The sequence below is a fragment of the Pseudoalteromonas sp. P1-25 genome, from assembly GCF_001401805.1.
In the GTDB taxonomy this organism is placed as follows: Bacteria; Pseudomonadota; Gammaproteobacteria; order Enterobacterales; family Alteromonadaceae; genus Pseudoalteromonas.
Window position 1 is genome coordinate 1 of sequence record NZ_LKDW01000043.1, and the last position, 25992, is coordinate 25992.

28 protein-coding genes are annotated in these 25992 nt (G+C 41.1%); 20 read left to right on the top strand and 8 right to left on the bottom strand.

The window, feature by feature from the left end; genetic code table 11:
• The first annotated feature begins 1072 nt into the window (after positions 1-1072).
• Entirely contained in the window at positions 1073-1309 is a 237-nt protein-coding gene (locus tag AN393_RS20605; RefSeq protein WP_235575996.1) for a hypothetical protein, read from the top strand.
• A gap of 11 nt (positions 1310-1320) precedes the next feature.
• Here the strand turns inward: AN393_RS20605 and AN393_RS20610 are convergent, their stop codons facing one another.
• The 4 genes from AN393_RS20610 to hslR all read right to left on the bottom strand — a co-directional run bounded on the left by AN393_RS20610 (position 1321) and on the right by hslR (position 5077).
• On the bottom strand, positions 1321-1821 hold the full coding sequence (locus AN393_RS20610) for a PepSY domain-containing protein (RefSeq protein ID WP_235575995.1): 501 nt from the start codon (positions 1819-1821) through the stop codon (positions 1321-1323).
• Positions 1822-1996: 175 nt separating this feature from the next.
• Entirely contained in the window at positions 1997-3535 is a 1539-nt protein-coding gene (locus tag AN393_RS18200) for a phosphoenolpyruvate carboxykinase (RefSeq protein WP_055016758.1), read from the bottom strand.
• Between the two features lie 261 nt (positions 3536-3796).
• Positions 3797-4642, bottom strand: a complete 846-nt coding sequence (hslO, locus tag AN393_RS18205; protein ID WP_055016759.1) for an Hsp33 family molecular chaperone HslO — start codon at positions 4640-4642, stop codon at positions 3797-3799.
• Positions 4643-4654: 12 nt separating this feature from the next.
• Positions 4655-5077 carry a ribosome-associated heat shock protein Hsp15 gene (hslR, locus tag AN393_RS18210; RefSeq protein ID WP_055016760.1) on the bottom strand — a complete coding sequence of 141 codons (423 nt, stop codon included), beginning with the start codon at positions 5075-5077 and terminating at the stop codon, positions 4655-4657.
• Between the two features lie 213 nt (positions 5078-5290).
• Here hslR and gspC point away from each other — a divergent pair, with 213 nt between their 5' ends.
• The 13 genes from gspC to AN393_RS18275 all read left to right on the top strand — a co-directional run bounded on the left by gspC (position 5291) and on the right by AN393_RS18275 (position 17288).
• Positions 5291-6232: a type II secretion system protein GspC gene (gene gspC / locus AN393_RS18215; RefSeq protein WP_055016761.1), complete on the top strand. Its 942-nt coding sequence runs from the start codon at positions 5291-5293 to the stop codon at positions 6230-6232.
• Between the two features lie 23 nt (positions 6233-6255).
• Positions 6256-8325, top strand: coding sequence for a type II secretion system secretin GspD (gene gspD / locus AN393_RS18220; RefSeq protein ID WP_055016762.1), 2070 nt, complete (start codon positions 6256-6258; stop codon positions 8323-8325).
• A complete protein-coding gene (gspE, locus tag AN393_RS18225; RefSeq protein WP_055016763.1) occupies positions 8318-9886 on the top strand; it encodes a type II secretion system ATPase GspE in 1569 nt (522 codons plus the stop codon). Before gspD ends, gspE begins: the two co-directional genes overlap by 8 nt.
• Positions 9887-9888: 2 nt before the next feature.
• Entirely contained in the window at positions 9889-11124 is a 1236-nt protein-coding gene (gene gspF, locus AN393_RS18230; protein ID WP_055016764.1) for a type II secretion system inner membrane protein GspF, read from the top strand.
• A gap of 79 nt (positions 11125-11203) precedes the next feature.
• Positions 11204-11626, top strand: coding sequence for a type II secretion system major pseudopilin GspG (gspG, locus tag AN393_RS18235; protein ID WP_055016765.1), 423 nt, complete (start codon positions 11204-11206; stop codon positions 11624-11626).
• A 50-nt stretch (positions 11627-11676) separates the two neighbouring features.
• Entirely contained in the window at positions 11677-12261 is a 585-nt protein-coding gene (gene gspH / locus AN393_RS18240; protein ID WP_004588446.1) for a type II secretion system minor pseudopilin GspH, read from the top strand.
• Between the two features lie 2 nt (positions 12262-12263).
• Positions 12264-12635 carry a type II secretion system minor pseudopilin GspI gene (gene gspI / locus AN393_RS18245; RefSeq protein ID WP_055018822.1) on the top strand — a complete coding sequence of 124 codons (372 nt, stop codon included), beginning with the start codon at positions 12264-12266 and terminating at the stop codon, positions 12633-12635.
• 3 nt (positions 12636-12638) lie between these two features.
• The gene (gene gspJ, locus AN393_RS18250) at positions 12639-13259 is read left to right on the top strand and encodes a type II secretion system minor pseudopilin GspJ (RefSeq protein WP_055016767.1); all 621 of its coding nucleotides are present in this window, start codon (positions 12639-12641) and stop codon (positions 13257-13259) included.
• Positions 13259-14245, top strand: a complete 987-nt coding sequence (gene gspK / locus AN393_RS18255) for a type II secretion system minor pseudopilin GspK (RefSeq protein WP_055018823.1) — start codon at positions 13259-13261, stop codon at positions 14243-14245. Before gspJ ends, gspK begins: the two co-directional genes overlap by 1 nt.
• Positions 14242-15450: a type II secretion system protein GspL gene (gene gspL, locus AN393_RS18260; RefSeq protein ID WP_055016769.1), complete on the top strand. Its 1209-nt coding sequence runs from the start codon at positions 14242-14244 to the stop codon at positions 15448-15450. Before gspK ends, gspL begins: the two co-directional genes overlap by 4 nt.
• Positions 15447-15920, top strand: coding sequence for a type II secretion system protein GspM (gspM, locus tag AN393_RS18265; protein ID WP_055016770.1), 474 nt, complete (start codon positions 15447-15449; stop codon positions 15918-15920). Before gspL ends, gspM begins: the two co-directional genes overlap by 4 nt.
• 3 nt (positions 15921-15923) lie before the next feature.
• On the top strand, positions 15924-16682 hold the full coding sequence (locus tag AN393_RS18270) for a type II secretion system protein N (protein ID WP_055018824.1): 759 nt from the start codon (positions 15924-15926) through the stop codon (positions 16680-16682).
• A gap of 18 nt (positions 16683-16700) precedes the next feature.
• The gene (locus tag AN393_RS18275) at positions 16701-17288 is read left to right on the top strand and encodes a UPF0149 family protein (protein ID WP_055016772.1); all 588 of its coding nucleotides are present in this window, start codon (positions 16701-16703) and stop codon (positions 17286-17288) included.
• A gap of 30 nt (positions 17289-17318) precedes the next feature.
• On the opposite strand, the gene AN393_RS18280 is transcribed toward AN393_RS18275, so the two are convergent.
• Together AN393_RS18280 and AN393_RS18285 are read right to left on the bottom strand one after the other, a co-directional pair.
• Entirely contained in the window at positions 17319-17525 is a 207-nt protein-coding gene (locus AN393_RS18280; RefSeq protein ID WP_055018825.1) for a hypothetical protein, read from the bottom strand.
• Complete coding sequence (locus AN393_RS18285) at positions 17525-17884, bottom strand: hypothetical protein (RefSeq protein WP_004588437.1); 360 nt, start codon at positions 17882-17884, stop codon at positions 17525-17527. The genes AN393_RS18280 and AN393_RS18285 overlap by 1 nt, the downstream gene beginning before the upstream one ends.
• A 288-nt stretch (positions 17885-18172) precedes the next feature.
• On the opposite strand from AN393_RS18285, the gene ccoG reads away from it, so the two are divergent.
• The 4 genes from ccoG to AN393_RS18305 are packed head-to-tail and all read left to right on the top strand — an operon-like array spanning position 18173 to position 21935.
• A complete protein-coding gene (ccoG, locus tag AN393_RS18290; RefSeq protein WP_055016775.1) occupies positions 18173-19603 on the top strand; it encodes a cytochrome c oxidase accessory protein CcoG in 1431 nt (476 codons plus the stop codon).
• Positions 19604-19649: 46 nt separating this feature from the next.
• Positions 19650-20624, top strand: a complete 975-nt coding sequence (locus tag AN393_RS18295; RefSeq protein WP_055018826.1) for a serine/threonine protein kinase — start codon at positions 19650-19652, stop codon at positions 20622-20624.
• A 30-nt stretch (positions 20625-20654) separates the two neighbouring features.
• Positions 20655-21278, top strand: a complete 624-nt coding sequence (locus tag AN393_RS18300) for a thiol:disulfide interchange protein DsbA/DsbL (protein ID WP_055016777.1) — start codon at positions 20655-20657, stop codon at positions 21276-21278.
• An 18-nt stretch (positions 21279-21296) separates the two neighbouring features.
• Positions 21297-21935 carry a thiol:disulfide interchange protein DsbA/DsbL gene (locus AN393_RS18305; protein WP_004588433.1) on the top strand — a complete coding sequence of 213 codons (639 nt, stop codon included), beginning with the start codon at positions 21297-21299 and terminating at the stop codon, positions 21933-21935.
• 66 nt (positions 21936-22001) lie between these two features.
• Here the strand turns inward: AN393_RS18305 and trmA are convergent, their stop codons facing one another.
• Positions 22002-23099, bottom strand: coding sequence for a tRNA (uridine(54)-C5)-methyltransferase TrmA (trmA, locus tag AN393_RS18310; RefSeq protein WP_055016778.1), 1098 nt, complete (start codon positions 23097-23099; stop codon positions 22002-22004).
• 165 nt (positions 23100-23264) lie between these two features.
• Between trmA and AN393_RS18315 the strand changes: the two genes are divergently transcribed.
• Positions 23265-24404, top strand: a complete 1140-nt coding sequence (locus AN393_RS18315; protein ID WP_055016779.1) for a DUF5610 domain-containing protein — start codon at positions 23265-23267, stop codon at positions 24402-24404.
• Positions 24405-24469: 65 nt separating this feature from the next.
• Positions 24470-25267: a glutamate racemase gene (murI, locus tag AN393_RS18320; RefSeq protein WP_055016780.1), complete on the top strand. Its 798-nt coding sequence runs from the start codon at positions 24470-24472 to the stop codon at positions 25265-25267.
• Here murI and AN393_RS18325 read toward each other — a convergent pair.
• The gene (locus tag AN393_RS18325) at positions 25230-25709 is read right to left on the bottom strand and encodes an RNA-binding protein (RefSeq protein WP_055016781.1); all 480 of its coding nucleotides are present in this window, start codon (positions 25707-25709) and stop codon (positions 25230-25232) included. The two genes, murI and AN393_RS18325, sit on opposite strands and share 38 nt — an antisense overlap.
• Positions 25710-25992 lie beyond the last annotated feature (283 nt).

Here is a 25992-nt window from a genome sequence, read left to right on the forward strand (position 1 = left end):
CGAAGGCGAGCCCCGACCAATGATAGTGTAGCATTTGCTATGTGACTCTCTACCGCTGTGGGCACTACGACATTGCCAGGCTCCAAATAAGAGAAAGCCGCTTTAGAAATGAAGCGGCTTTTTTACGTCTATAAGAAAGTGAAAATATTAGCTATCAGCCGTCAGTTATCAGCTGCACAGCGTCAAGCAGTACTTTGTAGCGTGGGTTGAGTATCACGAAACCCACGGGTAAAAGAACGCGACGACCACCTCAGTGCCCAGTGAATCCCATTAGCAAACATTAAGAGTACTTTGCTATGTGACTCTCCACCGCTGTGGGCACCACGACATTGGCAGGCACCAAATACAAGAAAGCCTGACTAGAAAGAGTCGGGTTTTTTACGGTTATAGAAAAGAAATATTCAGTATGTTCTTCTCTAAAGCGCATCACCTCTTTGTAAACCGTATTTTTGTTATCTAACATAAGCAGATACACGTTTATCCATCCTTAAAATAGATCACTTAATTATGTGAATTGTTATTAGTGGTTTTACTTTAGTTTGTTAAGGGTTTACTTTTTTCTTAAGCGTAGTAACTTATGTTTTGTATAAGGCGGTTTAAGTATCTATATAGCTTTTCATTGAATTACGTTGTGTGAGTAGGTCGTAAGTTAGGCTGTAGCTAGCTATACAAGTAGGTTTAGGTTGTGAAAAGCTCGTTTAATATATTAAATAAGCTTTGTAATTAGCTTATAGTTTACTTAAATCGTTTAGTTTTAATGAGTCATCTAAAAGGCCAAGGCCAAGGCCAAGGTCAAATAGCAAAGCGGTGGCGACACCTGATAAACCCTTTGAATTCGTAAAGCTTGATCGCCAATGCTGCAATTGTGTAGCGGATGCAACCATTTTTTAAATTTACTGGCAACGCGCATCTTATCTATATTAAAAACACTTATGAGCTCTCCTGTGTTTGCATTTACTTGTACAAAACTGTGAGGAAAGCGATAAGAGGGATCGCTTTTGGTTTTGAACCTAAAACGACTACCGCATTGTGATTTGTCGGGGGTTCTACCCATACAAGGCGTGTATTTGGCATGGCCTTTTGTGCTGTACTAAGTGCTGCTGATAAAGAAATACTATTCTTTGATTTTACGGTTGCGCTATTAGATTTGTCTATATTCCAAGTAGGGCTGTTATTAAAGGAGCGGTTTGTTTGGGTATTGCCAGCATTATACCGGTTGCTGTTAAGAGGATTAAAGGCAGAGAAAAAGTTAAACCAAGTAGCTTATGTCAGTCATACAACAAGCCCAGTGAAGATCTGCGCGTTTTAAACTGTAATGCCTTAGCCCAGTCCTTTTTTAGTCCTCCAAGCGTATAGGCCTGATATGAGGAGTGTAAGGCTACCTATTACTACATAGCCGATAACGATTGTTACAGTGTTACCTGCAAGTAACGAAAAGTGCAAGTTATAAATCCAGGTATCAAAGTAGTTACCCCATACTTCCTCACGTAATATATGTTTGCCATCAAGGCTCGGCCAAACCATTAGCGGTGCAAAAGCGTGCTCCACGGTTTTGTTTTGGTTGTAATATCTTGCGGGGATACAATGTTTATCTTTAGTGGTTTCTAAACGCCACGAGCCTTGTTTATCTGGGTAGTGGATTTTTAACGTTTTATATGCGGTATCCCAGTTTAAAGGCTTCGCTGTTTCTGTACTTAAATTACTTATACTTTCATTCAGTTCGGGGTAATAAACGAGTATAGAACCTGTTAGGGCGATGACTCGAGTAAACCTCCAATAGGTGCCTAGATATAAATATACATGTCTTGTTATTTTCGCCATGAACCATTAAAAGGCATAAAAGAGTGACCACTAAAAGTATGCAGTATAGGGAGTGCGTATTGTATCTTTGTTTAATAGAAAAGAACTGCGACAAAATGTCGGAGCAATAAAATTAGCGTGGCAAACAAAAACGCCAGCTTTATAAGCTGGCGTTTAAATCAGGCTCGGTAATTAATTATGCTTTTGGGCCTGCATTTTTTATATCATCTGAGACATCGTATTTAGCAAAGTTTTCAGTGAAGTCAGCTGCAAGTTTTGCTGCATATTCATTATACTTTGCTTTATCTTCCCATGTATTAATTGGGTTAAGTAGCTTGCTATCTACACCAGGAACTTCCATTGGTACGTCTAGGTTTAATACATCGATATGCTGAGTTTCAACATTGGCAAGCTTACCAGATACAATTGCATCAATAACTGCGCGAGTAGTGGGGATGTCAAAACGCTTACCAGTACCGTATGGGCCGCCTGTCCAGCCTGTATTTACAAGGTAAACCTTTGCGCCAAATTCGCGTACGCGCTTCATTAGTAGTTCTGCGTATACACCTGCAGGGCGAGGGAAGAAAGGGGCGCCAAAACACGTTGAGAATGTAGATTCAATATCGCTAGTTGAGCCAATCTCTGTTGAGCCTACTTTAGCCGTGTAACCACTTAAAAAGTGAAAAGCAGCGGCTTCTTCGCTAAGTACAGAAACCGGTGGTAAAACACCGCTTACATCACAGGTTAAAAATACAACGGCTTTAGGCTCGCCAGCACGGTTTTCTACTTTTCGCTTTTCTACGTGTTCTAGCGGGTAAGCAGCACGGCTGTTTTGTGTCAAGCTTGTATCATTAAAGTCAGGTGTGCGCGTTTCGTCCAATACAACATTTTCTAAAATTGTACCAAAGCGAATAGCATTCCAAATCACTGGCTCATTTTTTTGTGAGAGGTCGATACATTTAGCGTAACAGCCGCCTTCGATATTAAATACGCTTCCTGGTGCCCAACCGTGCTCGTCGTCACCAATTAAAAAGCGTGTTGGATCGGCCGATAACGTTGTTTTACCTGTACCCGATAATCCAAAGAATAGTGCTGTATCACCCGCTTCTCCTACGTTAGCAGAGCAGTGCATTGGTAATACACCTTTTGCTGGAAGAAGAAAGTTTTGAACGGAGAACATCGATTTTTTCATTTCACCGGCATAACGCATACCGGCAAGTAACACTTTGCGTTGAGCAAAGTTAATAATAACTGTACCGTCGCTGTTGGTGCCATCACGCTGTGGATCACAAACAAACGAAGGTACATTCATTACCTGCCATTGAGGTAAATCAGATGCATTATAGTTTTTAGGCTCAATAAACATGTTTTTAGCAAAAATATGGTGCCACGCTGTTTCTGTAGTAACAACTACAGGTAGATAGTGCTCAGGGTCTGCGCCAACTTCTAGGTGAGAGGTGAAGTGGTCATTACTTTGCACATGTGCTTCTACGCGAGCCCATAAAGCGTCAAATTTGTCTGCATCGAATGGGCGGTTTACATTACCCCATTGGATATCATCTTGTGTGGTTGCTTCTTTTACAATAAAACGGTCTTTTGGCGAGCGACCAGTACGCTTGCCTGTAATTGCAACAAAGGCTCCATTTGCGGCTAGTGTCCCTTCGCCACGACGAATCGCGTGCTCGACAAGTTCAGCTGCGGTTAAATCGACAAAACGTGTTGCGCTTGTAGTCATGTTTATACCTAACTATGTGTGAGAGTTTGAACGGGATAGCTCTGGGTTCTTAGTTCCCTTAAGCTGAAATTATAGTAACAGAAGGATTTGAGATATTCGAGCCTGTAAAGGCCCTAAAAACACATATATTTGCTAAAAAACATGAATAATTTCAATGATACCGGTGTCAGTAAATTAACAAAATTCATGACACCGGTATCATCATTTTATAATATAAAACCGCATATTTTGCGGCTTTATGTTTAACTATGAAGTGGGAGTCTAATTAAAAATATTTTTAATATCTTGCTCGTCAAATATATATTCTTTTAAGCAGTAGTGGCAGCTAATATTCACTGTGCCATTTTCAGCAACGTCGTCAAGTAACTCTTGCTGACCTACATTTACTAACGCGGCGATAGTTTTGTCTCGGCTACAGCCACATTTAAATGTAATAGCTTGTGGGTCAAACACGCGTGGATTATCTTCGTGGTATAAGCGTGTTAAAACCGTATTAGCATCGAGCTCTAATAGTTCTTCGGGTTTTATTGTATCGCTCAGAGCCTCTAAGTGGGTAAAGTCATCTATTGACTTTTGTTTATCTACTGGCAGTACTTGTAAAAACAAGCCACACGCTTTCGCTTTACCTTCGCTTGTATTAGTTGCAAACCATAGTCGAGTTTTTAACTGTTCTGATTGCTCAAAGTAGCTTTCGATACACTCACTTAATGTATCGTGCTCAAGAGGTACTATGCCTTGGTAACGATCCCCTTTAGTTGGGGTAATCGTAATTACCATGTAGCCTTTGCCTACAAGCTCTTTAACTGTTGAGCCGCTAACCTCGCTTTGCATGCGGGCAATACCACGCATGTTTTGCTTATCATCACCGTTAATAACAGCGTATTTAACAGGGCCATCGCCTTGTAGCTGAACGGCTATTTCACCTTCAAATTTTAAAGTTGCAGTTAATAAACACGTTGCAACGAGTAATTCACCTAATAATGCTTTAACTGGCTCAGGGTAATTATGATTAGCTATCATCTCGTTGTAGGCGTGTTCAATTTGAACGAGTTCGCCACGAACATCGAGTTTGTCGAATAAATAACGGTGAAGTAAATCTTGTTGCATGAGCGGCTATACCTAACTTGATTTCATTTTTAAAAGTTCGCGCCTTTGCTTTTTATCTGGCTTTTTATCCGGATGTGGAGCAAAGAAACTGTTGTTTTTGCGTGCGATGGCGTTTTCTTCGCGTTTTGCAATACTTGCGTCAGTTTCTTGATACAAGGTCTGTGCAATGGGGGCGCTTTGGCGTTTTTCAAGCACTTTAAGAACCTTGACAAGCTTTTCATCAACGCCCTGAGTAAGTTTTATGGTCGCGCCAACCTCCACAATTTTACTCGCTTTAGTACGCTGTCCATTATAATGTACTTTGCCGCCTTGTACCATTTCGCGCGCAAGCGCACGGGTTTTGTAAAAGCGCGCGGCCCATAACCACTTATCTAAGCGAACTTTTGGCTCACTACTGTGGTCTGAGTCGGCATTGGTATTATTTTTTTTACTCATTAGGCTTCTTCAATCGACTATTTATATATCGTAAAATTTATCATGAAATCATCGTAGGATGAAGGTATGACGGCGCGTGCTGTTTTTTTAGTCAACATTACATTGCCATATTAATCTGTTTACAAAGTTTAATATTAGTGTGCTTGTTGAATGAAAAATGAAAGGGTACTATGGGTACGCGCTTATGCAGTAAATTAAAATAAGAACATTATTATGGAACAGCAAATTCAACAGCTTAAACAATTTTTAACACGGCTACCCCATGCTAAATTAAGCGCAGTAGTTACGCTGTTAGTTGTTGTTTATCTTGCTTATTTATTCTCAAAGCTAGTATGGCTAGTTTGGCCTCAACCCACCGCATCACCGCTTTCACCTTTACACTATTCAAACCAAACAAAGGCTTCAAGTGCGACTTCTGTGCAAAACATTATAGAGCAATTTTTGTTTGGTAAAAAAACTGTAACAAATGAAACTAATACTGCACAGCAAAACGAAGTAATTAATAATGCGCCAGAAACACGCTTGAGCATTAACTTAACGGGTATTGTTGCGGTAAGTAACGACGATAAAGCAGGTGTAGCTATTATCGAATCACAGGGGCGCCAAGTAAGTTATCTTGTTGAAGAAGTTGTGCAAGGAACACGGGCAAAAGTTGCACAAATACTCCCCGATCGCGTTATTTTAAGTGTAAACGGCCGATATGAAACGCTAATGCTAGATGGTCTCGACTTTACAAAAAAAGTGTCTATGCCTGTGCTAGCAGCCCGTGAAGAACAAGATATGGGGCCGCAAAAATTAAAGCAAAGCGAGTTGCAAATTAACGCAACCGCTGACCCTGATGTAAAAGAAGCAATAAAAGAAACGCGAGAAGAGCTACTAAGTGAGCCTGGAAAGTTATTTGATTATATTCGTGTTTCACAAGCAATGCGTGATGGTGAATTAATTGGCTATCGTTTAAGCCCAGGTAAAGAGCCAGCATTGTTTAAGCAAATGGGTCTACAAAATAATGATTTAGCCGTGGCTATAAACGGTTACCAATTAACAGATTTACAACAGGCAATGGCAGCTATTAATGAGCTGCGCAACACTAGCGACGCTACAATCACGATAGAACGTGACGGTGAGCAAATCGATGTGCAATTTAGCCTGCAATAACTTAGCTTTGGAGTTTTAACATAATGGTTCAGGTGCTACACCTCAAAAAAATTAAAAAAGGGTTAGCTAAGTACGCAGCGCTTTTTTTAGCAGCCAGTATTTCGTTGTCGGTTTCAGCTGTTGAATATGCTGCAAACTTTAAAGGCACAGATATCAACGAGTTTATAAATATTGTTGGTAAAAACCTTAATAAAACAGTGATCATTGACCCAAATGTGCGCGGTAAAGTAAACGTACGTAGTTATGAGTTAATGGATGAAGCGCTGTACTACCAATTTTTCTTAAATGTACTCGAAGTGTATGGCTACTCAGCAGTAGAAATGGACAACGGTATTATTAAAATTGAAAAAAGCTCTGACGCTAAGAAATCTAATGTACCGCTAATTACAGAAAACAGCGCTGCATCGGGCGATATGATGATCACCCGTGTAGTACGGGTTAAAAATGTAAGTGTTCAAGAACTTGGTCCATTGGTGCGCCAGTTTAGCGATCAAAAAGACGGTGGCCATGTAGCAAACTTTAATGCTGCAAACGTCATGATGCTAACGGGGCATGCAGCGTCGGTTAACCGCTTAGTGGAAATTATTCGCTCGGTAGATCAAGCCGGTGATAAGCGTGTAGATATTGTTAAGCTTAAATATGCAACGGCAGATGACGTTGTATCGGTTGTTGAGAATATTTACAAAGACAGCGGCAAAGGCAGCGTACCAGAATTTTTAATTCCTAAGGTGGTTGCTGATGGCCGTACAAATAGCGTAATTGTAAGCGGTGAAGGGCAAGCCCGTACCCGTGCTATAGAACTAATTAAGCGACTAGATGGTGAACTTGAAAGCCAAGGCAATACCAAAGTATTTTACTTAAACTACGCCAAAGCAGAGGATTTAGTAAAAGTACTGCAAGGGGTAAGTAAAACGCTTGCAGAAGATGGCCAAGGCACAAGTAAAACTCGCACAAACAATAAAAACGATGCCAGTATTGAAGCACATCCAGATTCAAACTCGTTAGTTATCACCGCTCAGCCCGATACCATGCGTTCATTAGAGACCGTAATTGATAGGCTCGACATTCGCCGTGCGCAAGTACTTGTAGAAGCGATTATTGTTGAAGTAATGGAATCGGATGGCGTTAACTTAGGTACGCAATGGATTTCGGAAGATGGCGGTATGCTGCAATTTAATAATGGCTCAACGGTACCGGTAGGCTCATTAGCGGTTGCCGGTATTCAAGCGCAAGACACCACAACCACACAAACCATAATAGGTACGGAAACCGGTAATGTTACCAGCTATGATGAAACGACTGAGGGTGACTACACTGCACTTGCTTCATTACTAAGTGGTGTAAATGGCTTAGCATTTGGTTTAGTTAAAAACGACTGGGGTGCCATTATTCAAGCTGTTTCAACCGATACCAACTCAAATATTTTAGCTACGCCTTCTATTACCACCATGGATAACGAAGAAGCGTCGATGATAGTGGGTCAAGAAGTGCCCATTATTACTGGTTCGCAAACAGGTAGTAATAACGACAACCCATTTCAGACCATTGAACGCCAAGAAGTAGGTGTAAAATTAAAAGTAACCCCACAAATTAATGATGGCTCAGCAGTACAATTATTAATTGAACAAGAAGTATCAAGTGTAAGTGGTGCAACCGCTGTTGATATTTCTGTTAATAAACGCGCCATTACCACAACCGTTATGGCTGATGATGGTGGTATGGTTGTGTTAGGCGGCCTAATTGATGAAGACGTACAAGAAAGTGTGTCTAAGGTGCCAATTTTAGGCGATATTCCTATTTTGGGTCACTTATTTAAGTCAACGAATACGACCAAACGTAAGCGTAATCTTATTGTATTTATTCGCCCAACTATTATTCGTGATGGCGTTAATATGAACAAGTTAAGCTTTAATAAGTACAACTTTATCCGTGGCGAGCAAATGAAAGAAAAAGAAGATGGCATAGAACTGATGCCAAATTCAGATGTTCCTTTACTTCCATCGTGGGATGATGAGCTTATTCTGCCACCAACTTATGAAGAGCACTTAAAAGCATTAAGCTCTAAAGAACGTGCAGAGCGTGAAGATGACTAGCGCAATAGAACAAATAAACGAAGAAGTGGTTCATCGTAGTGCTGAACCGCGATCTGAGGAGTTACTGACTAGCAACGATTTAGTTGAGTTGCCTCCAAAACGTTTACCTTTTTCCTATGCCCGCAGAGCGGGTGTACTGCTTAGCAAAAATAATGAACAGCAAGTTGTGTACTATCGCGGCGAGCTAGATGTTGAAGTATTGTTAGAAGTGCGTCGTATTGCAGGGAAGGGCTTTACTCTCGAGCAATTAGCTGACGATAAATTTGAGTTACTATTAGAGGCGGCTTATCAGCGCGATAGCTCTGAAACACAACAAATGATGGAAGATATTGGTAACGAGGTTGATTTATTCTCCCTTGCCGATGAGCTCCCACAAACCGAAGATTTATTAGCCGGCGATGATGATGCGCCTATCATCAAGCTAATCAACGCCATGTTAAGCGAAGCAATTAAAGAAGGTGCATCCGATATACATATCGAAACCTTTGAGCAAGAGCTTGTGATTCGTTTTAGGGTTGATGGCGTATTAAAAGAAGTTCTCAAGCCTAATCGTAAGTTAGCCTCGTTATTAGTATCGCGTATTAAGGTAATGGCGAAACTAGATATAGCAGAAAAACGTATTCCGCAAGATGGCCGTATCAGCCTGCGTATTGCAGGGCGTGCAGTAGATGTGCGTGTATCTACCATGCCATCTAGCTTTGGTGAGCGTGTAGTACTGCGTTTACTTGATAAAAACAATGCCCGCTTAAACCTAGAAGATTTAGGCATGACACCGCAAAACCGAGAGTTGTTTGCTGATTTAATTAGTAAACCACACGGTATTATTTTGGTTACTGGCCCAACGGGCTCTGGTAAAAGTACCACCTTGTACGCCGGTATGAGCCAAATAAACTCTCGCGATCGTAATATTTTAACGGTAGAAGACCCAATAGAGTACGAAATTCCGGGGATTGGCCAAACACAAGTAAATACCAAAGTAGACATGACCTTCGCCCGCGGGCTTCGCGCAATATTACGTCAGGATCCCGATGTAGTCATGGTTGGTGAAATACGTGACCTTGAAACCGCGCAAATTGGCGTGCAAGCATCACTTACAGGTCACTTAGTGATGTCTACACTGCATACCAATACCGCCTCGGGCGCAATTACCCGTATGGAAGACATGGGGGTAGAACCATTCTTACTTTCATCGTCATTGTTAGGTGTGCTGTCGCAGCGCTTGGTACGTACTTTATGTAATAGCTGTAAAGAAGGTCACACTGCTGATGAACGTGAGTGTGAGCTACTAGGTGTCCCTTTTGATAGCGCACCTACAATTTATCGCGCAGTAGGGTGTGAAGAGTGTAACTTTAATGGTTACCGTGGCCGTACTGGTATTCATGAATTACTGGTGGTTGATGAAGAAATACGCGAAATGATACACAGTGGCAAAGGCGAGCAAAGTGTTGAAAAATACATTCGCCAAAAAAGCCCAAGCATACGCCAAGATGGCTGCAGCCGGGTACTGGCAGGCAAAACAACCCTTGAAGAAATTCTACGCGTTACCCGTGAGGAAGCCTAACCATGGCGGCGTTTGAATACCGTGCCCTTGATGGCCGAGGGAAAGAGCAAAAAGGCATTTTAGAGGCCGATACAGCGAAGCAAATTCGCCAAGCGCTGCGCGAAAAAAAACTTACGCCGCTTGAAGTTGTCCCTGCAGCAGAAGGGGAAAAACAAGTTAGTGGCGCAAAAACGCCGTTATTAAGTCGTTTTTTCAAACCCAGCGTATCGACCTCCGATTTAGCCCTTATTACGCGCCAGCTTGCTACCCTCATTCAATCGGCGTTACCTGTTGAAGGGGCCGTAATGGCGGTGGCAGAGCAATGTGAAAAGCCTCGCTTAAAACGTATGCTTATGTCGGTACGTTCAAAGGTAGTAGAGGGTTACACTCTGGCCGATGGTATGAGTGAATTTCCTCATGTATTTGATGATTTATACCGAGCAATGGTAGCCGCAGGTGAAAAATCAGGGCACCTTGACCAAGTATTAAATCGCCTGGCTGATTACACCGAACAACGTCAACACATGCGCAGCCAAATTACTCAAGCCATGGTTTACCCCACTATTTTGGTTATTTTTGCTATTGGTATTGTGTCGGTGTTGCTCGGTACTGTGGTACCCAAAATTTTAAAAACCTTCGAAAAAACGAAGCAAGTACTGCCTTGGACGACCGAATGGGTTATGGCAGGCAGTCACTTTGTACAAAATTATTGGTTTATAAGTTTGTTAGTCATTACTGCGCTGGCAGTCGGTATTAAACATGCACTTAAACAACCTAAAGTTCGCTTTTGGTGGGACGACCGCGTTCTGCACATGCCTGGTTTTGGTAAAGTAGCGCGGGGTATTAATACAGCGCGTTTTGCTCGTACACTCAGTATTTTATCGTCAAGCTCAGTGCCACTACTTGAAGGAATGCGTATTTCGGGTGGTGTATTAGCCAATGAAAAAATGAAAAAGTCGGTGGCCGATGCTGCCGATAGAGTCAGTGAAGGTGCAAGCCTGAGAGCGGCCTTACAGCAAACTAAATTATTTCCACCGATGATGCTACACATGATCGCCAGCGGTGAAAAATCAGGTGAATTAGAACAAATGTTAGAGCGCGCGGCTAATAACCAAGACCGTGAGTTTGAAAGCATGGTAAACGTATCATTAAAATTATTAGAGCCAGCAATGATTGCCTCTATGGCAGTGATTGTTTTGTTTATAGTAATGGCTATTTTACAGCCAATAATGGCAATGAATAAAGCGGTAGGACTTTAAGCTTTAAGGGGTTAGCTAAGTGAATATTTACTTAGATGATGCCAAATTAAATTATGTTTTTGGAAAATGAGGTATTTACGTGAATAAACAATCAGGTTTTTCTTTACTCGAAGTAATGGTGGTATTGGTTATTATCGGGATGATTATGTCAATTGTGGCGCCTAATATTATGGGCCAACAAGAAGAAGCTGCTATCGATAAAGCACATTTAGATATTCAACAGCTTGAAGATGCAATGAGCTTATACAAGCTAAAAAATAAGAGCTACCCAAGCACAGAGCAAGGTCTTGAAGCACTGGTAAATAAAACCAGCATTGAGCCAATTCCTAAGCGTTTCCCTGAGGGTGGTTTTATTAATGAATTACCAGAAGACCCATGGGGTAATGATTACCAGCTAATTAGCCCAGGCGAAATTGGCAAGTTTGATATTTTTTCAATGGGACCCGATGGCGAAGCTGGTACCGATGATGATATTGGTAACTGGAACGAAGACGAGCAATAAATGCGACTTAACCAAGCAGTACGGTTAAATACGATTGCACGAGGCTTACTATGCAAGTAAGCCTTAATCGTATGCGCGCCCACCACCGTGGGTTTAGCTTAATAGAAATTTTAGTGGTACTGACTATTATCGCATTTGCGACCAAAATGGTGGTATACAGCTTAGAAGGGGGCGCCGAAGATGAGCTTGATACTCAAGCGCTTAGGCTGCATACCACCATTAACATGGCCTCTGAATTTGCCATTTTAAATCAAATAGAACTTGGCTTAATGGTTGAAGAAAACACCCTTGAGTTTTTAGTATTTGATGGCGAAAAATGGATTACCTTTGACCGCGAAGACCTTTACAAACCCATTGAGCTTGATGAACGGCTAAAACTCACGCTCAATTTAGAAGATTTAGCCTGGTCACAAGAGAACTTACTTGAGCAAGCAAATTGGCGTGAGCTAATGAGCGGCGGCGATGACGATAGCTTACTAGAACTTGAAAAATTAAAAATACCGCAAGTCCTTATTTTATCATCTGGTGAGGTTAGCGCCTTTCAGCTTATTGTTGAATTAAAAGAGCAAAGTGAACCTGTGTATTACATTGAAGGGGAATTTACGGCCCCTGTTAATTTGCGAAAAGAGCCATAATAATGAGGCTAAATAAAGGCTTTACCTTACTCGAAGTGCTTGTGGCGTTAAGTATTTGTGCTATGGCTGGGATTGCGGCTATGCAAGCAACCGGCGAGCATATAAATCATTTAACCACACTTGAAGAGCAAACGTATGCATCGTGGGTGGCAGAAAATGTGCTCGTGGAGCAGCGTAGCAAAGGTAAAGATTGGCAGGCTAAAAATGGCGCGCGTGGCAGCGAAGTAATGGCGGGCGTTGAGTGGTTTTGGAAGCAAGAAATAGCACAAACAGCAGACAAAAGCTTTGTAAAAGTGACCATAAATGTCTTTAGCGATGAAAAATATGAGCAATCGGTGTACGAGCTTTCAACTTATTTAAATAAAGGCAGCTAATAAGTGAAGCAGCGCGGATTTACATTAATCGAAGTATTAGTTGCTATGGCTATTTTAGCGGTGGTGATTATGGCGACTCACCAAATTTTAGACTCAACCACCAAAGCAAAAGAAGCCTCTGATGAAAAAATAGCGGAGCTTAACGGCCTACAAACCGCATTTAGGTTAATGGACCAAGACTTTAGCCAAATGACCCAGCGCACTGTACGTAATGAAGCCGGTGATGCACAAGCGCAATACTTACTAGCAGGGCGTTATATATTAGAAAGCCAATACGATGGTATTGCGTTTGTACGCGATGGCTGGGTAAACCCAATTAATTTGCTGCCTCGTTCTGAGTTACAAGCTGTAGGGTATAGAGTACTTGATGACAATTTAGAACGTATATACAGAGTGTATGTAGATCAGCTTGATAATATGGAACCGCGGGTACAAGTTGTTTTAAAAGGTATTGAAGAGCTTAAATTTGAATTTTTAGATGCCAACAACGAATGGCAAGAGCAATGGCAAATAAAAGCCTTACCTAAAGCGGTTGCGGTTACTTTACAACAAATTGAGGCAGAGCCTATTCGTCGTGTTTTTTTAGTACCCGGGCAGGGCAAAAACAGCGGGGAGAGTAATTAATGAATAAGCACAAATCTCGCGGTGCCGCATTAGTTATTGTGCTGTTTATTGTTGCACTGGCCGCGATATTAGCTGTAGAAATGAGTGCTAATTTAATGGTGCAGGTTCAAAAAAGCACTAACCTGCAAGGTCATCAGCAAGCAAAGTGGTATGCCTACGGCGCTGAAGAGCTGGCAATAAAGGCACTAAAGTTAAGTAAAGACGATGATCCTGACAAAACCTCATTAGATCAGGTTTGGGCCACGCAAGGCGACACTCAATACCCTGTAGATAACGGCACGCTAAGCGGTAAAATTACCGACCTACAAGCGTGTTTAAATTTAAATGCATTAGGGGAAGCGCCAGATCCAAACTCTACGAGCAAAACCAACCCTGCCCATAAAGCACTGTTTGCATTATTAGAAAACATTGAAGATTTACCTGCCGAGGAAAGCGAAGAAGCAATGGCAGACAGTGTATTTGACTGGCTTGATGAAAACAGCATTACCTATCGTTCAGGCGCTGAAGAAGACGAGTATTTATCTCGGGATTACCCTTATATGAGCGCAAATAGTTTATTTGCATCACCCTCTGAGCTGCGTTTGGTAAAAGGTTTTAATCCGCTAGTAATGGAAAAGGTATTACCTTTTGTGTGTGTTATTCCGGGGTCTCCCTTATTATCGATTAACGTCAATACGTTACTTCCCGAACAAGCACTTATTTTAAGTGCCATGATTGACGAATTATCGTTATCAGGCGCGGAAGCGGTTATAGCAGCGCGTCCTGAAACCGGATTTGATAGCGTAGATGAATTTTTTTCCGAGGTACAGCAGCAAGGCGGTACAAATTTAGATTCGGTAAAAGAGTTGTTTAGTATTAACAGCGAATATTTTAAATTACAAACGCAGGCGACATTTGTCGATTTGCGTTTTTCGATGACCACATTACTTCATGCCAAAAATGGCGAAGTAACGATACTGGCGCGAAAATTTGGAGGCGTACAGTGACAGAAATACTGCTGATCCGCACGGGTCAAACAGAGCAAGATAAATTAAATTGGTTAATTTATTCACCACAAGAACAAGAAATAATTGCCAGTGGGGAATTAGCCGATGCAAGCCGTTTAAGTGAGCTAAGTGAAAAAGCGCAAACCCGCGAGGTGGTGGTATTACTGCCTAGCGATCAGGTGCAGCTTAAAATAGTGGCGTTGCCAACTAAATGGAATCGTAAGTTAGAGCAAGCGTTGCCATACATGCTTGAAGAAGATATTGCGTGCGATATAGACGAGCTATTTGTCGCAATTGGCGAGCCCACCATGATTAATGAGCAGCATGCAATTAAAGTTGCCCTAACTGACCGCGCGTGGTTTGAGGCTTGGCTTGCTTTATTTTCAGAGCATAATTTGGCGGTATACACCATTTTACCAGATGCCCTGCTACTGCCTACCAGCGAGGATGATACATTAACCGCCATAGAGCTTAATGATCAGTGGTTATTTAAAAGAGGCGATTGGCAAATTAGTGCCGTTGAAAATAGCTGGCTAAGGGATTACTTAAGTGCGCTTGGTGAGCCGAGCGTAAAGCACTACAGTCCAGCTAATCAGTTTCCTGAAAGTATTAACCTCATTGCGCAAACAAGCGACTACGATTTACCATTGGCCTTATTTGCCAAACAACTTACCAGCGTTAAATTTAATTTACGCCAAGGTATGTACCAGCTTAAAAAGAAAAGTGCACTGTGGTGGGGTTATTGGCGGGGCGCAGCCATTATCACCGGTGTTGCTTTATTTGCTACCATTGCCATAAAGTTGGTTGAACTAAATCAACTTAACTCGCGTGTTGAGCTTGCTAAAGCCCAGGTAGTGGATAGATACCAAAAAGCTTTTCCCGGAACTAAAGTACGCCCTAACTTAATTAAAAGCCAAATCAGGGGCGCGCTTAAAACCATTAATGGCGAAAGTGAAGCCGGGTTTTTAGATTTGACCAGCGAATTAGTTGGCGTGTTTTCGCAAGTAAGCGAATTTACGCCAGAAACCCTACGTTACGATAAACGCCGTAATGAGCTGCGAATACGCGCACGCGCAAAAGATTTTCAAACGTTTGGTAAAGTAAAAAGTATACTGGAGCAACAAGGATTAACGGTTGAACAAGGGTCGTTAAATAACGATGGCGACTTTGTAGTAGGCGAAATAAAACTGCGAGGTGCAGTATGAAAAAGCAAATAATGCAATACTGGCACTCATTAAAAGAGCAAGAGCAGCAATTGATTATGGTTGCTGGTGGTATATTTGTTGTTTTTGTTTTAGTAATGGGCATCTTTAGACCTTTAAATAACGCCATAGATAAAGCCAAAAAGTCGTATGTCACTCAACAAGAGCTGCTCGTATGGGTTGATCAAAGCATAGTAAAGTTAAAAGCGGCGGGTAACACGCAGGCAATTAGCAATCAAAACATTAGCCAAGTGGTTAATTCAACGCGTAGTCGCTACCGTATTACTATTAGTAAAATGCAGCCTAACGATAACTCGTTACGTTTAACGCTTGATTCGGTAGAGTTTAATCAATTAATAGAATGGTTAGATGAACTGGTTAATCAGCATGGCTTAAGAGTAGAGAACCTGGATTTAAGCAAAGATGATAAATCAGGGTTTGTACGTGTAAGCCGCTTAGTACTAGAGAAGTAATGAATGAAAAAAATAATAATATTATCAGTGGTATTTTTTATTAGCTTTATTGTGTTTTGCATAATGAAATTACCAGCTGCCATTGCGTTAGACCTAGCTAAGCCGTACCTACCAAAGCAGCTTGAAATAGGCCAAACCGTAGGGACTGTGTGGGAAGGTCAAATGATGCAGGTGCGCTATCAAGACGAACAGCTAAATAATGTTCGCTGGGATATTGCTGGCTTGCAGTTATTTACTGGCAATTTAAATGCTAACTTAAAATTTGGTAACCCGCGTGAGCATAGCGATATTTCGGGCTATGCTGATATGAATTACGGACTATTTAATAATGTGGTTACCGTTACCGATGGTATAATTCGCTCGACCGTAGAGCGTGCCATGCAACGTATTGCATTACCTATACCGGCTACCGCCAAAGGTCGTGTTATTTTAGAGCTGAATGAGTACACCTCAGGTGTGCCTTATTGTGAGTCATTAAAAGGCGAGATTGCCAGCCCAAATATAGATGTTAAAGGCTTTAATGGCTGGTTTAATATTGGGCCACTGAGTGGCATGTTAAGCTGTAAGTCGGGCGATATAGCCATTTTGGTCGACCCAGATAACACCTTAGGCCTTGAAGCCGACGCAACACTTAAAGCTAACTTTGACTTTAAAGTAGCAGGCTATGTTAAACCTGATGCCAGCTTACCCAAAGATGTGCACGACGCGGTTAAGTTTTTAGGCCGCCCTGATACACAGGGCCGCTACCCACTTAATTTTTAATGTAACAAAAGAGATTTAATGCAATTACCACAGTTTAACGAACAACACGCACAGCAATTAAGTGCATTTTTGAGTACACAACCTCAGGCTATGTCATTAACACAAAGCCAAGGCTATCTATTTGGGGTTATTTGCTCGCCAAGCCCATTAGAAGTTCACCAGTGGTTAGCGCATATCGTGCCTAATACGGCTAACGATTTAGACGAAGAAATACTGTTTTTATTTATGGCGTTGTACCACCAAATTAGTGAGCAAGTATTTGAAACCGGTTATAAGTTACCCGCTGATTTTGACCTTGAGTATACCCAAGCCTGGAGTGAAGGTTTTTTACGTGCTACTCAAGAATACGCACAACCTCTATTAACAGCTCCTGCGTTAGAGCCTCAGTACAAAGAAGCACTAGAGAGTGCGCTAAGTACGCTTAGCTTTTTTGCTGTTGATGAGCAAACAAGAGTGCAAATTGCGCAGCAAAACAACATGACACTCGAAGCCTTATATCAATATCAGTACGAATCAATGGGCGACTTTGCATTAGGTTTTGCCGAGCTTATTGAGGTAGTGGCCATAAACAGTGGGCTGATTACAGATGAAGGGTGGGAAGAGTAGCCTTTAGGTATTAAACGGCGCTTAGGATAATTAAGCGCCAAGTTCTAAAATAATATCAGTACAGCCTTTTTTACACTTAACAACGCCTTTACCCGGTTCGTTGGTGGCTAAATCGAGTGTTAACACCTCGCCGCACTGCTCGCAGTGCAAGGTTTTTCCTTGCGATAGCTTTTTAAGTATTGTGCGCTGTTTCTGAAAAGAGTCACTCGCTTTTTTGTTTAGCTGCGAAAAATCCACTACTTAGCTCTCTTTTGTTCTAATGCATCCGATACAATTTTACACACTGTATTTAAGCGCTCTTCGTAAAAATATAAATTTAAGTCGCGCTCGCGGCAATAACGTAAATGAAATAACTGCACTGAATCATCAGTGGTAAAGGTTTTTTCAATATATTCGTGCTCAGACTCAGATAGCTTTAATGCACTGCTAATACGGTTTTTAGCCATATTGGCTGCAGGGCTACGGTTTATTTTGCTCGCATCACTTAAAAAACCCACACCTTCACCTAATAGCTTTTCGCGGGGCTCTTTAACTAATGGGTGATCAATAGTAAAAAACGCAAGGATCAAAATGACCAATATAATAAATTTTTTCATAAATGCGTAAACCTTGATCTTAATGGGGTAATTTTAGCAAGCAGTGTAATAAACTGCATTTTAAAAGCAAGTAACTGAGATGAATAAATTATTAGCAATCTATACCTGTAATTTTAGCCAGCATTGTTATAATAGCCAACAGCAGTTAGATATTTCTGAAATATCTGAAAGTATTCAAACAGCTGATTATTTAAACTAATCACACTTACCATTAACGAACTACAGTTACAGTATAGAATACGCACATATTGCTACGTTTTTATTTCCAAGCGGCGTTGAGGAACTTCGATGGACAAGCAAATTAAAGTAAAGAATATACCTGCAGAGGTCAAAATCCAACAACCGGATTTAAGCCGTCAAGACGACAGGTTTAACCCACGTAACCGAATTTATGTTCGCGCAGTAAAAGGGCTTCATCAGTTACTTAGACAGCGTATAGGCTTTTTAGGCATGCTTGCTTTTATGCTTTTGCCCTGGATAAATTTTAATGGCCAACAAGCTGTGTTATTTGATTTAGTAGGTCAAAAGTACAATATTTTTGGGCTAACGCTGTGGCCGCAAGACTTCACTATATTAGCCTTTATATTTATGTTGGCCGCGTTTGCACTCTTTTTGGTTACTACCTTTTATGGAAGAGTATGGTGTGGCTATACCTGCCCGCAAACGGTATGGACATTTATATTTATTTGGTTTGAAGAAAAGTTTGAAGGCACAGCGAATCAGCGTAAAAAGCTAGATCAACGCCCGATGGACTTTGATAAGTTTTGGCGAAAAACAGCAAAGCACACCAGTTGGGTTTTATTTGCCTTATATACGGCGATTTCGTTTGTCGGATACTTTACGCCTATCCGTGAATTACTCCCTGACTTTGTTACTTTTAATGTAGGTGGCTACGCGCTGGTAAGTATTATTTTCTTTGCTGCGTGTACCTACGCTAACGCAGGGTGGATGCGCGAAATTATGTGTTTACACATTTGCCCCTATTCGCGTTTTCAATCGGCTATGTTTGATAAAGACACTTACACCGTAACGTACGATGAAAAACGCGGCGAAAGCCGAGGCCCACGTTCGCGTAAAATTGCCCACGAAGATTTAGAAATGGGCGACTGTATAGACTGTAACTTATGTGTGCAGGTGTGCCCTACAGGGATAGATATCCGTAATGGTTTGCAAGCCGAGTGTATTAACTGTGGTGCATGTATTGATGCCTGCGATGGTGTAATGGATAAAATGAATTATCCGCGTGGTCTTATTTCTTATACTACAGAGCGTAATCTCGAAACACCTGAAAATAAAACCAACCCACTGCGAGCTAAAATCATAGGTTACACGGTCATACTGGTGGTGCTTACCAGTGCGCTGGTGGCTAACATTGCATTTAGAAAGCCTATGGACTTTGACATAATACGAGACCGTAACCAATTGTATCGTGTTGACTTTAATGGCTTGGTAGAAAACACCTATACATTAAAAGTAATCAACAAGGCGCAGTACGAGCAAACCTTTAATATTGATGTTCAAGGCCTTGAAAACTTTAAGTACATTGGCAAACAAACATTTACAGTGCAAGCTGGGCAATCGCATAATGTGCCATTGTCACTTGTGATGGACCCGTATGATTTAAAAGCGCCAATGACGGAGTTTAACTTTGTACTTTCACCGGTTAATGACCCCGATGAAAGCATATCGCAACCGAGTAACTTTTTTAAAGCGCGATAAAATACTAACAAAAGCGGGGTAACCCGCTTTTTACATTAAGAAGCCCATGAGTAAATTTAGTTTTGAAGATTTAACGCCCGACTTAATTCTCGATGCAATAGAAAGCGTTGGTATATATGCAGAGTCAGGTTTATTAGCACTTAATAGCTACGAAAACAGAGTCTACCAATTTAAGGCGGAAGATGGCCTGCGCTACGTTGTTAAGTTTTACCGACCAGAGCGCTGGAGCAAAGCGCAAATACAAGAAGAGCATGACTTTGCTTTCGAGCTTGCCGAAGCTGAAGTGCCCGTTGTTGCACCCATAAAGCACAACGGACAAAGCTTATTTGAACACCAGGGCTACGTTTTTGTGTTGTTTCCAAGCGTAGGCGGGCGGCAGTTTGAGGTGGATAACTTAGATCAGCTTGATGTAATGGGTCGTTTAATTGGCCGTATGCATCAAGTAGCTAAAAGCAAAGCATTTAAACACAGACCCACGTTTAGCTGCGAAGAATATTTGCATACAGCTAAAGTTCATCTGCAAAAAAGTAATTTGGTGCCTATGGGGATCAGCACGGCTTTTTATACCATATTGGACTTGGTTATTGAGCAAGCGCAAGCTCAGTATAAAAATGTGCAAACGATACGCTTACATGGTGATTGCCACGCAGGTAATATTTTATGGGCAGGCGAAGCACTTATGTTTGTTGATTTAGATGACGCTCGCCAAGGGCCGGCCATTCAAGATTTATGGATGATGCTCAGTGGCGATCGTCAAACACAGCTGTTACAGTTAGACACCCTTGTAAATGCGTATGAAGAGTTTTGTGATTTTGACCACGCTCAACTCAAATTAATTGAACCGCTTCGTGCAATGCGTATTATTCACTATATGGGTTGGGTGGCTAAACGATGGAGTGATCCGGCGTTCGTACGGAACTTTTCATGGTTTGCTGAAGACAAATACTGGGAGCAACAAATTTTAGCGCTCAAAGAGCAACTTGCCGCATTGCAAGAAGCCCCGCTGAAGTTATTGCCATAAAATTTTATTTAAAAAGTACACGAGATACCAATGCTTAAAAAATTGAAACTGAGCCTATTAATTTTATGCTTACCATTTGCAGCCTTTGCTGCACAGTTTGAAGCCGATAACCAATATACTGTTATTGATGTAGAAAAAAGCGCAGAGCCGCAAGTAACCGAATTTTTCTCGTTTTACTGTCCGCATTGTTTTAAATTTGAGCCTGTTGCAAAGGCAATTGAAAAAAGCCTACCTGCGGGCACTGAATTTATAAAAAACCACGTTAATTTTTTAGGTGGCGTATCACCACAGGCACAAAGCAACTTAAGCTACGCCTACTTAATCGCTAAAAAGCACGGTCAAGCACAAAGTATCAGCGACCAAATTTTTAAAAGTATTCATGTACAGCGTGCACCTTTAACGCAAATGAAAGACGTTAAAAAATTACTTGAAGTTAACGGTATCGATAGTGCAACGTTTGATCAGGACATTGCCAGCATGCCAATTATTTCAGCTGAGCGTGCAATGCAAGACAAACAAAATAAATATTCAAAACTAGGTGCGCTAACTGGTGTGCCTACCTTTATCGTAAACGATAAATATAAAATAAACATTAACACCATTAATAACCAGCAAGAACTGAATGAGTTAGTTGCGTTTTTATTGACACTTTAATCTCGGAGAACAATAACAATGATCAAATTAGTTAAAGCAGGTTTACTTGCATTACTACTGCCTATGGCTGCTAGCAGTGTAGCTGCCACTTATGAAGAAGGCGTACATTACGATGTGGTTGCAGAGCGTGCCACTAAAAAGCCAGAGGTAAAAGAGTTTTTCTCATTTTATTGCCCTGCTTGTAATAACATGGAAGCATTAATTGGGGAGTTTAAGCCAAAGCTAGACAAAGACGTTAAATTTAAAAAGAGCCATGTTGATTTTGTCGGTGTTCGCGATCCAGAAAACCAACAAATGATGAGCCAAGCGTTAGCCACCGCGGAAGTACTTCCACAAAAAGATAAAATTGTTGCGGCTATTTTTAATCATATCCACACTAAGCGCGCTAAATTTAACGAGCTTGCAGATGTAAAAGATGTGTTTGTAGCGCAGGGCGTTGATGGCGATAAGTTTGATAAACTATACAAAAGCTTCTCGGTACGTACATTAAGCTCTAAAATGAAACGTGACCAAAATTACTTTAAAGAAAAAGGCGCGCTACGTGGCGTACCAACCTTTATCGTAAATGGTAAATACAAATTAAACCTAGGCCGTGAGTCTGGTATTACCGCGCCAGAAGATATTAGTAAATTAATTAACTATTTAGCGAACAAATAAGATTTGCTAAAACAAAAAAAGCTCCTGAGGGAGCTTTTTTTATGGAAGTGATTTAAATTAAACTCACTATTTTCTTTGTAAGAAAACACCCGATTCTATGTGATGCGTATAAGGGAACTGATCAAATATCGCAAAGCGCTTAACATGATGAGTGCGGGTTAAATGATCTAAATCGCGCTCAAGCGTGTCTGGGTTGCACGATATATAAATAATGTTCTCGTAGTTGGCCACTAAGTCACACGTAAGGGTATCCATACCTGCACGTGGAGGGTCGACTAAAATAGTTTGGCAATCGTAACTTTTTAAATCTATCCCCTCTAAACGCGAAAAGGTACGTTCACCATTCATTGCCTGGGTAAACTCTTCACTCGACATGCGAATTATATCTAAGTTATCTACTTTATTTTTAGCAATGTTGTATTGCGCTGAATGCACAGAAGACTTAGATATTTCAGTCGCTAATACGCGATTAAATGAACCCGCCAATGCAATAGAGAAATTACCATTACCACAGTAAAGCTCCAGTAGGTCATTACTAAGTGGTTTACATAAGTCTTGTGCCCACTCCAGCATTTTTATATTCACTTTAGCGTTAGGTTGCGTAAAGCTATTTTCTACTTGTTGATAAATAAGCTCCTGGCCGTTTACGGTTAAACGCTCAGTAACAAAATCATTGCCTAGTACTTCTTTTTGCTTGCGCGCACGACCGATAAAGTCAATATTGTACTTACTGCTCAGTTTTTCTTTCAGGGCTTTTATTTCAGTTAGCCACTGATCATCGAGTGGTTTGTGATAAAGCAAGCTTACTAAAATCTCGCCACTTAATGATGATAAGTAATCGATTTGAAACAGCTTACGACGTAATACTTCACACGACTTTAAATTATCAATCATCACCTGCATAACTTCACCAACTAATGGCGCGGCAGGGTCAAAGGTGTCGACGCGAATTTTTTCTTTCGTGGCCTGATCAAACATAATATGAAATAGATCATCCCCATCGTGCCATACTCTAAATTCAGCACGTTGGCGGTAGTTAATTGGCTCAGAGCTAAACACCTCTAACGCTTGCACACCAAATCGCTTAAATTGCGACGTAATACGCTGCTCTTTTTCAGTTAGCTGCGTATCGTACTGTGTGGTATCTATTTTAATCACTGCCATTAATGCTACTACCTTATCTATGAGATCTATTTATCGGCGCTATTGTAGGGAGCGAGCAGTATTTGTCTAGTTTTGCTGATAATAAAGTTGCTGTTTTTTTAAACATACACTTTAGTTTTATCACTATTAGCCGATAATGAGCTAAGTTCGTAACGGAGGTGGATCATGAAAATCGGTAATTATGGCTATACGCCAAACAACAACGTAAACAAATTCAATAATAAAGAGGCGCTACAGCAGCCAACAATCCAATCTCCGCAAGAAAGTTCATTACAGCGAGGCAGAGAGCTTGCTGCAAAAGTGCTTGGCGACAAAATGGCAGAGCAGCTAGGTTTACCTGTTGAGCAAAAACAAGCCGATAAACCTTTATTCGATTTTGATGCAATAGTAAAAAATGTACTCGACTTTGTCTCTGGCGCAGTTAATAAAGCCAAAGCCAATGGAGCTGATGACGATAAATTAAAAAATATGTTAGACGATGCGCGCACTGGGGTTCAAACCGGTATAGACGAAGCGGTTGATGAACTGAAAGGCACCGGTGTATTTAACGAAGAAATGCAAGAGGGCATCGATAAGTCAAAAGAAGGCATTTTTGAAGGACTTGATGAGTTTGAGCAAACTCTATTTAATCCACAACCGGCCAGTGTAAGCGTAAGCCAAGCACAATATGTAAGTATGAGCAGCAACGCCGAGTATAAGTTTACAACAGCCGAAGGTGATGAGGTCAGTATTAGCTTTGCAGATGCATATGAGTCGCAAACAGCGAGCGGGTATCAGCAAAGTAATAACAGCGAATCGTTTGCCAGTTCATCGTCGCAATCTCGTGAGCTTTCTTTTTCAATGTCAGTTAATGGTGATTTAAACGAACAAGAGCAAAATGCTATTAATGCCATGATGGAAGAGCTACAAGGAGTAAGTAAAACATTCTTTAGTGGTGACTTAGATGAAGCGTTTGAAAAAGCGCAAGAACTGAGTTTAGGCAGTGAGCAACTTGTTGCATTTTCAATGGATCTTCGCCAAACAAAAACAGTTGCTACCGTTAAAAGTTATGAGCAATATCAGCCAAACCCAACAAAAGAGGTAGCCGATGCGATCGCACCTTTTAATGACGATCTAAAAAATGCATTTGATAAAGCATCGCAACTAGGCCTACAAGATCAGCTTGCCGGTATTATAGAGTGGCTAAACCAAGATCAAGCAGCGGTCGATCAGCTCGTTGATTACACCCAAGCAATGTTTGAAAACCTAAACCAATTGAATTCAGCGGGCGAGTCACTCGACGCACTAAAGTCTGAGCAAAGCTAAACTGCTTTCTTTTATAAAAACCTCATGGCAAACTGCCGTTCTTAGTAAACAGTAGGAACCAAAGTTTGTCAGCCCACATAATGGTATTTGATTCAGGTATAGGTGGCACCACTGTGCTTGAGCATATTCAAAAGCGTATTCCAAATGCACAGTACAGCTACTTTATGGATAATGCATTACTCCCTTATGGCGCGCAAACTCAGCAAACTATTATAGGCCGCTTATGCTCACTCATTTATTTTATTGAGCAAAATGCGCTTGGTGTCGATCTTATTGTTATAGCTTGCAATACAGCTTCTACATCAGCCTTAAGTGAAGTACGCAAAATTACATCAATACCTATAGTCGGCGTAGTGCCGGCAATAAAACCTGCTGCTGAAGAAACCCGCACAAAGCACATCGGCTTATTAGCAACCCCTGCCACAGTGGCAAGCCACTATACTCATACACTAATAAAAGAGCATGCCAGTAAGGTAACAGTGAGTTTATATAGCAGTGTTGAGCTGGTGGCATTGGCAGAGCAGCTATTTTTTTCTCAAAAACTAGATACATTCAAACTACATAAAGAGCTTACGCGTTTGCGCATTAACTCAGATATAGATTTACTTGTACTAGGTTGCACACATTTTCCAATCCTTAGCAACGCTCTACAAGCGCACTTTAATAACTCAGTGCAATTACTCGATTCAGGCGCAGCCATTGCCAGCAGAGTAAACTATCTATTAGAGCAGCATAACTTTGGAAATAAATTTGCAGACAAAAAAAAGCCGCTGCAATATTATGCAACGGCTGATGTTTTGAGTAATAAGCTAGCTATAAAGCACGTTACACTGATTGATCCGTCCCAGAGCGTAAAGAGCTAGAATCATCTTCTTGTTTTTGTTTTGCCTCACGCACTTTTAAAGTACGCTGTTGAAACTCACTATCGTTTAACTTAGCAATTGCATTGTCTGCATCTGCCTGCGCCATTTCAACAAAACCAAAGCCACGACGTTTGCCAGTATTCTTATCCTTTAATAGGCGCACGTTGAAAACTTTACCTTGTTCTTCAAACAAAGCGCGAACAACCCCTTCATTTGCACGATAAGGAAGATTACCAACATAAAGTGTTTTTGTTTTTACTTCAGCTTCTTCACCACCTTCCGATGACATTGCAGCAATAGCAATCCCACCAATTAATAAACCAGCACCAAATAGCAATGCTGGGCTTAAAGCTAAGCTGCCTAAAGCAAACTCAACAATAACAAAACCAACTACAGCAAGAATTACAGAGAAGATAAAAGATTTTTGATCGGGTAATTTCATTTTAGATCTACCAATAAACAGGAAATAAACATTAATTTAACATTGTGAACTTGCTATCTTAACGTCTTAAACGAACATAGCAATGAAATTTATATTAAATAATAAAAATCAGTATAAAAAAGCATCACCTTAGCCGGTGATTTAGCTAATTTTACGCTGTTTTGCTTTATTTTTGTTCGAACAGTAAAAAGATCTAAAAAAAGGGTTGATCTGTTTTCGGATCTCCCTATAATGCGACCCCACTGAGACGGCAGAGCAGGCAACGCTTAGCGAGGCAAGCAAG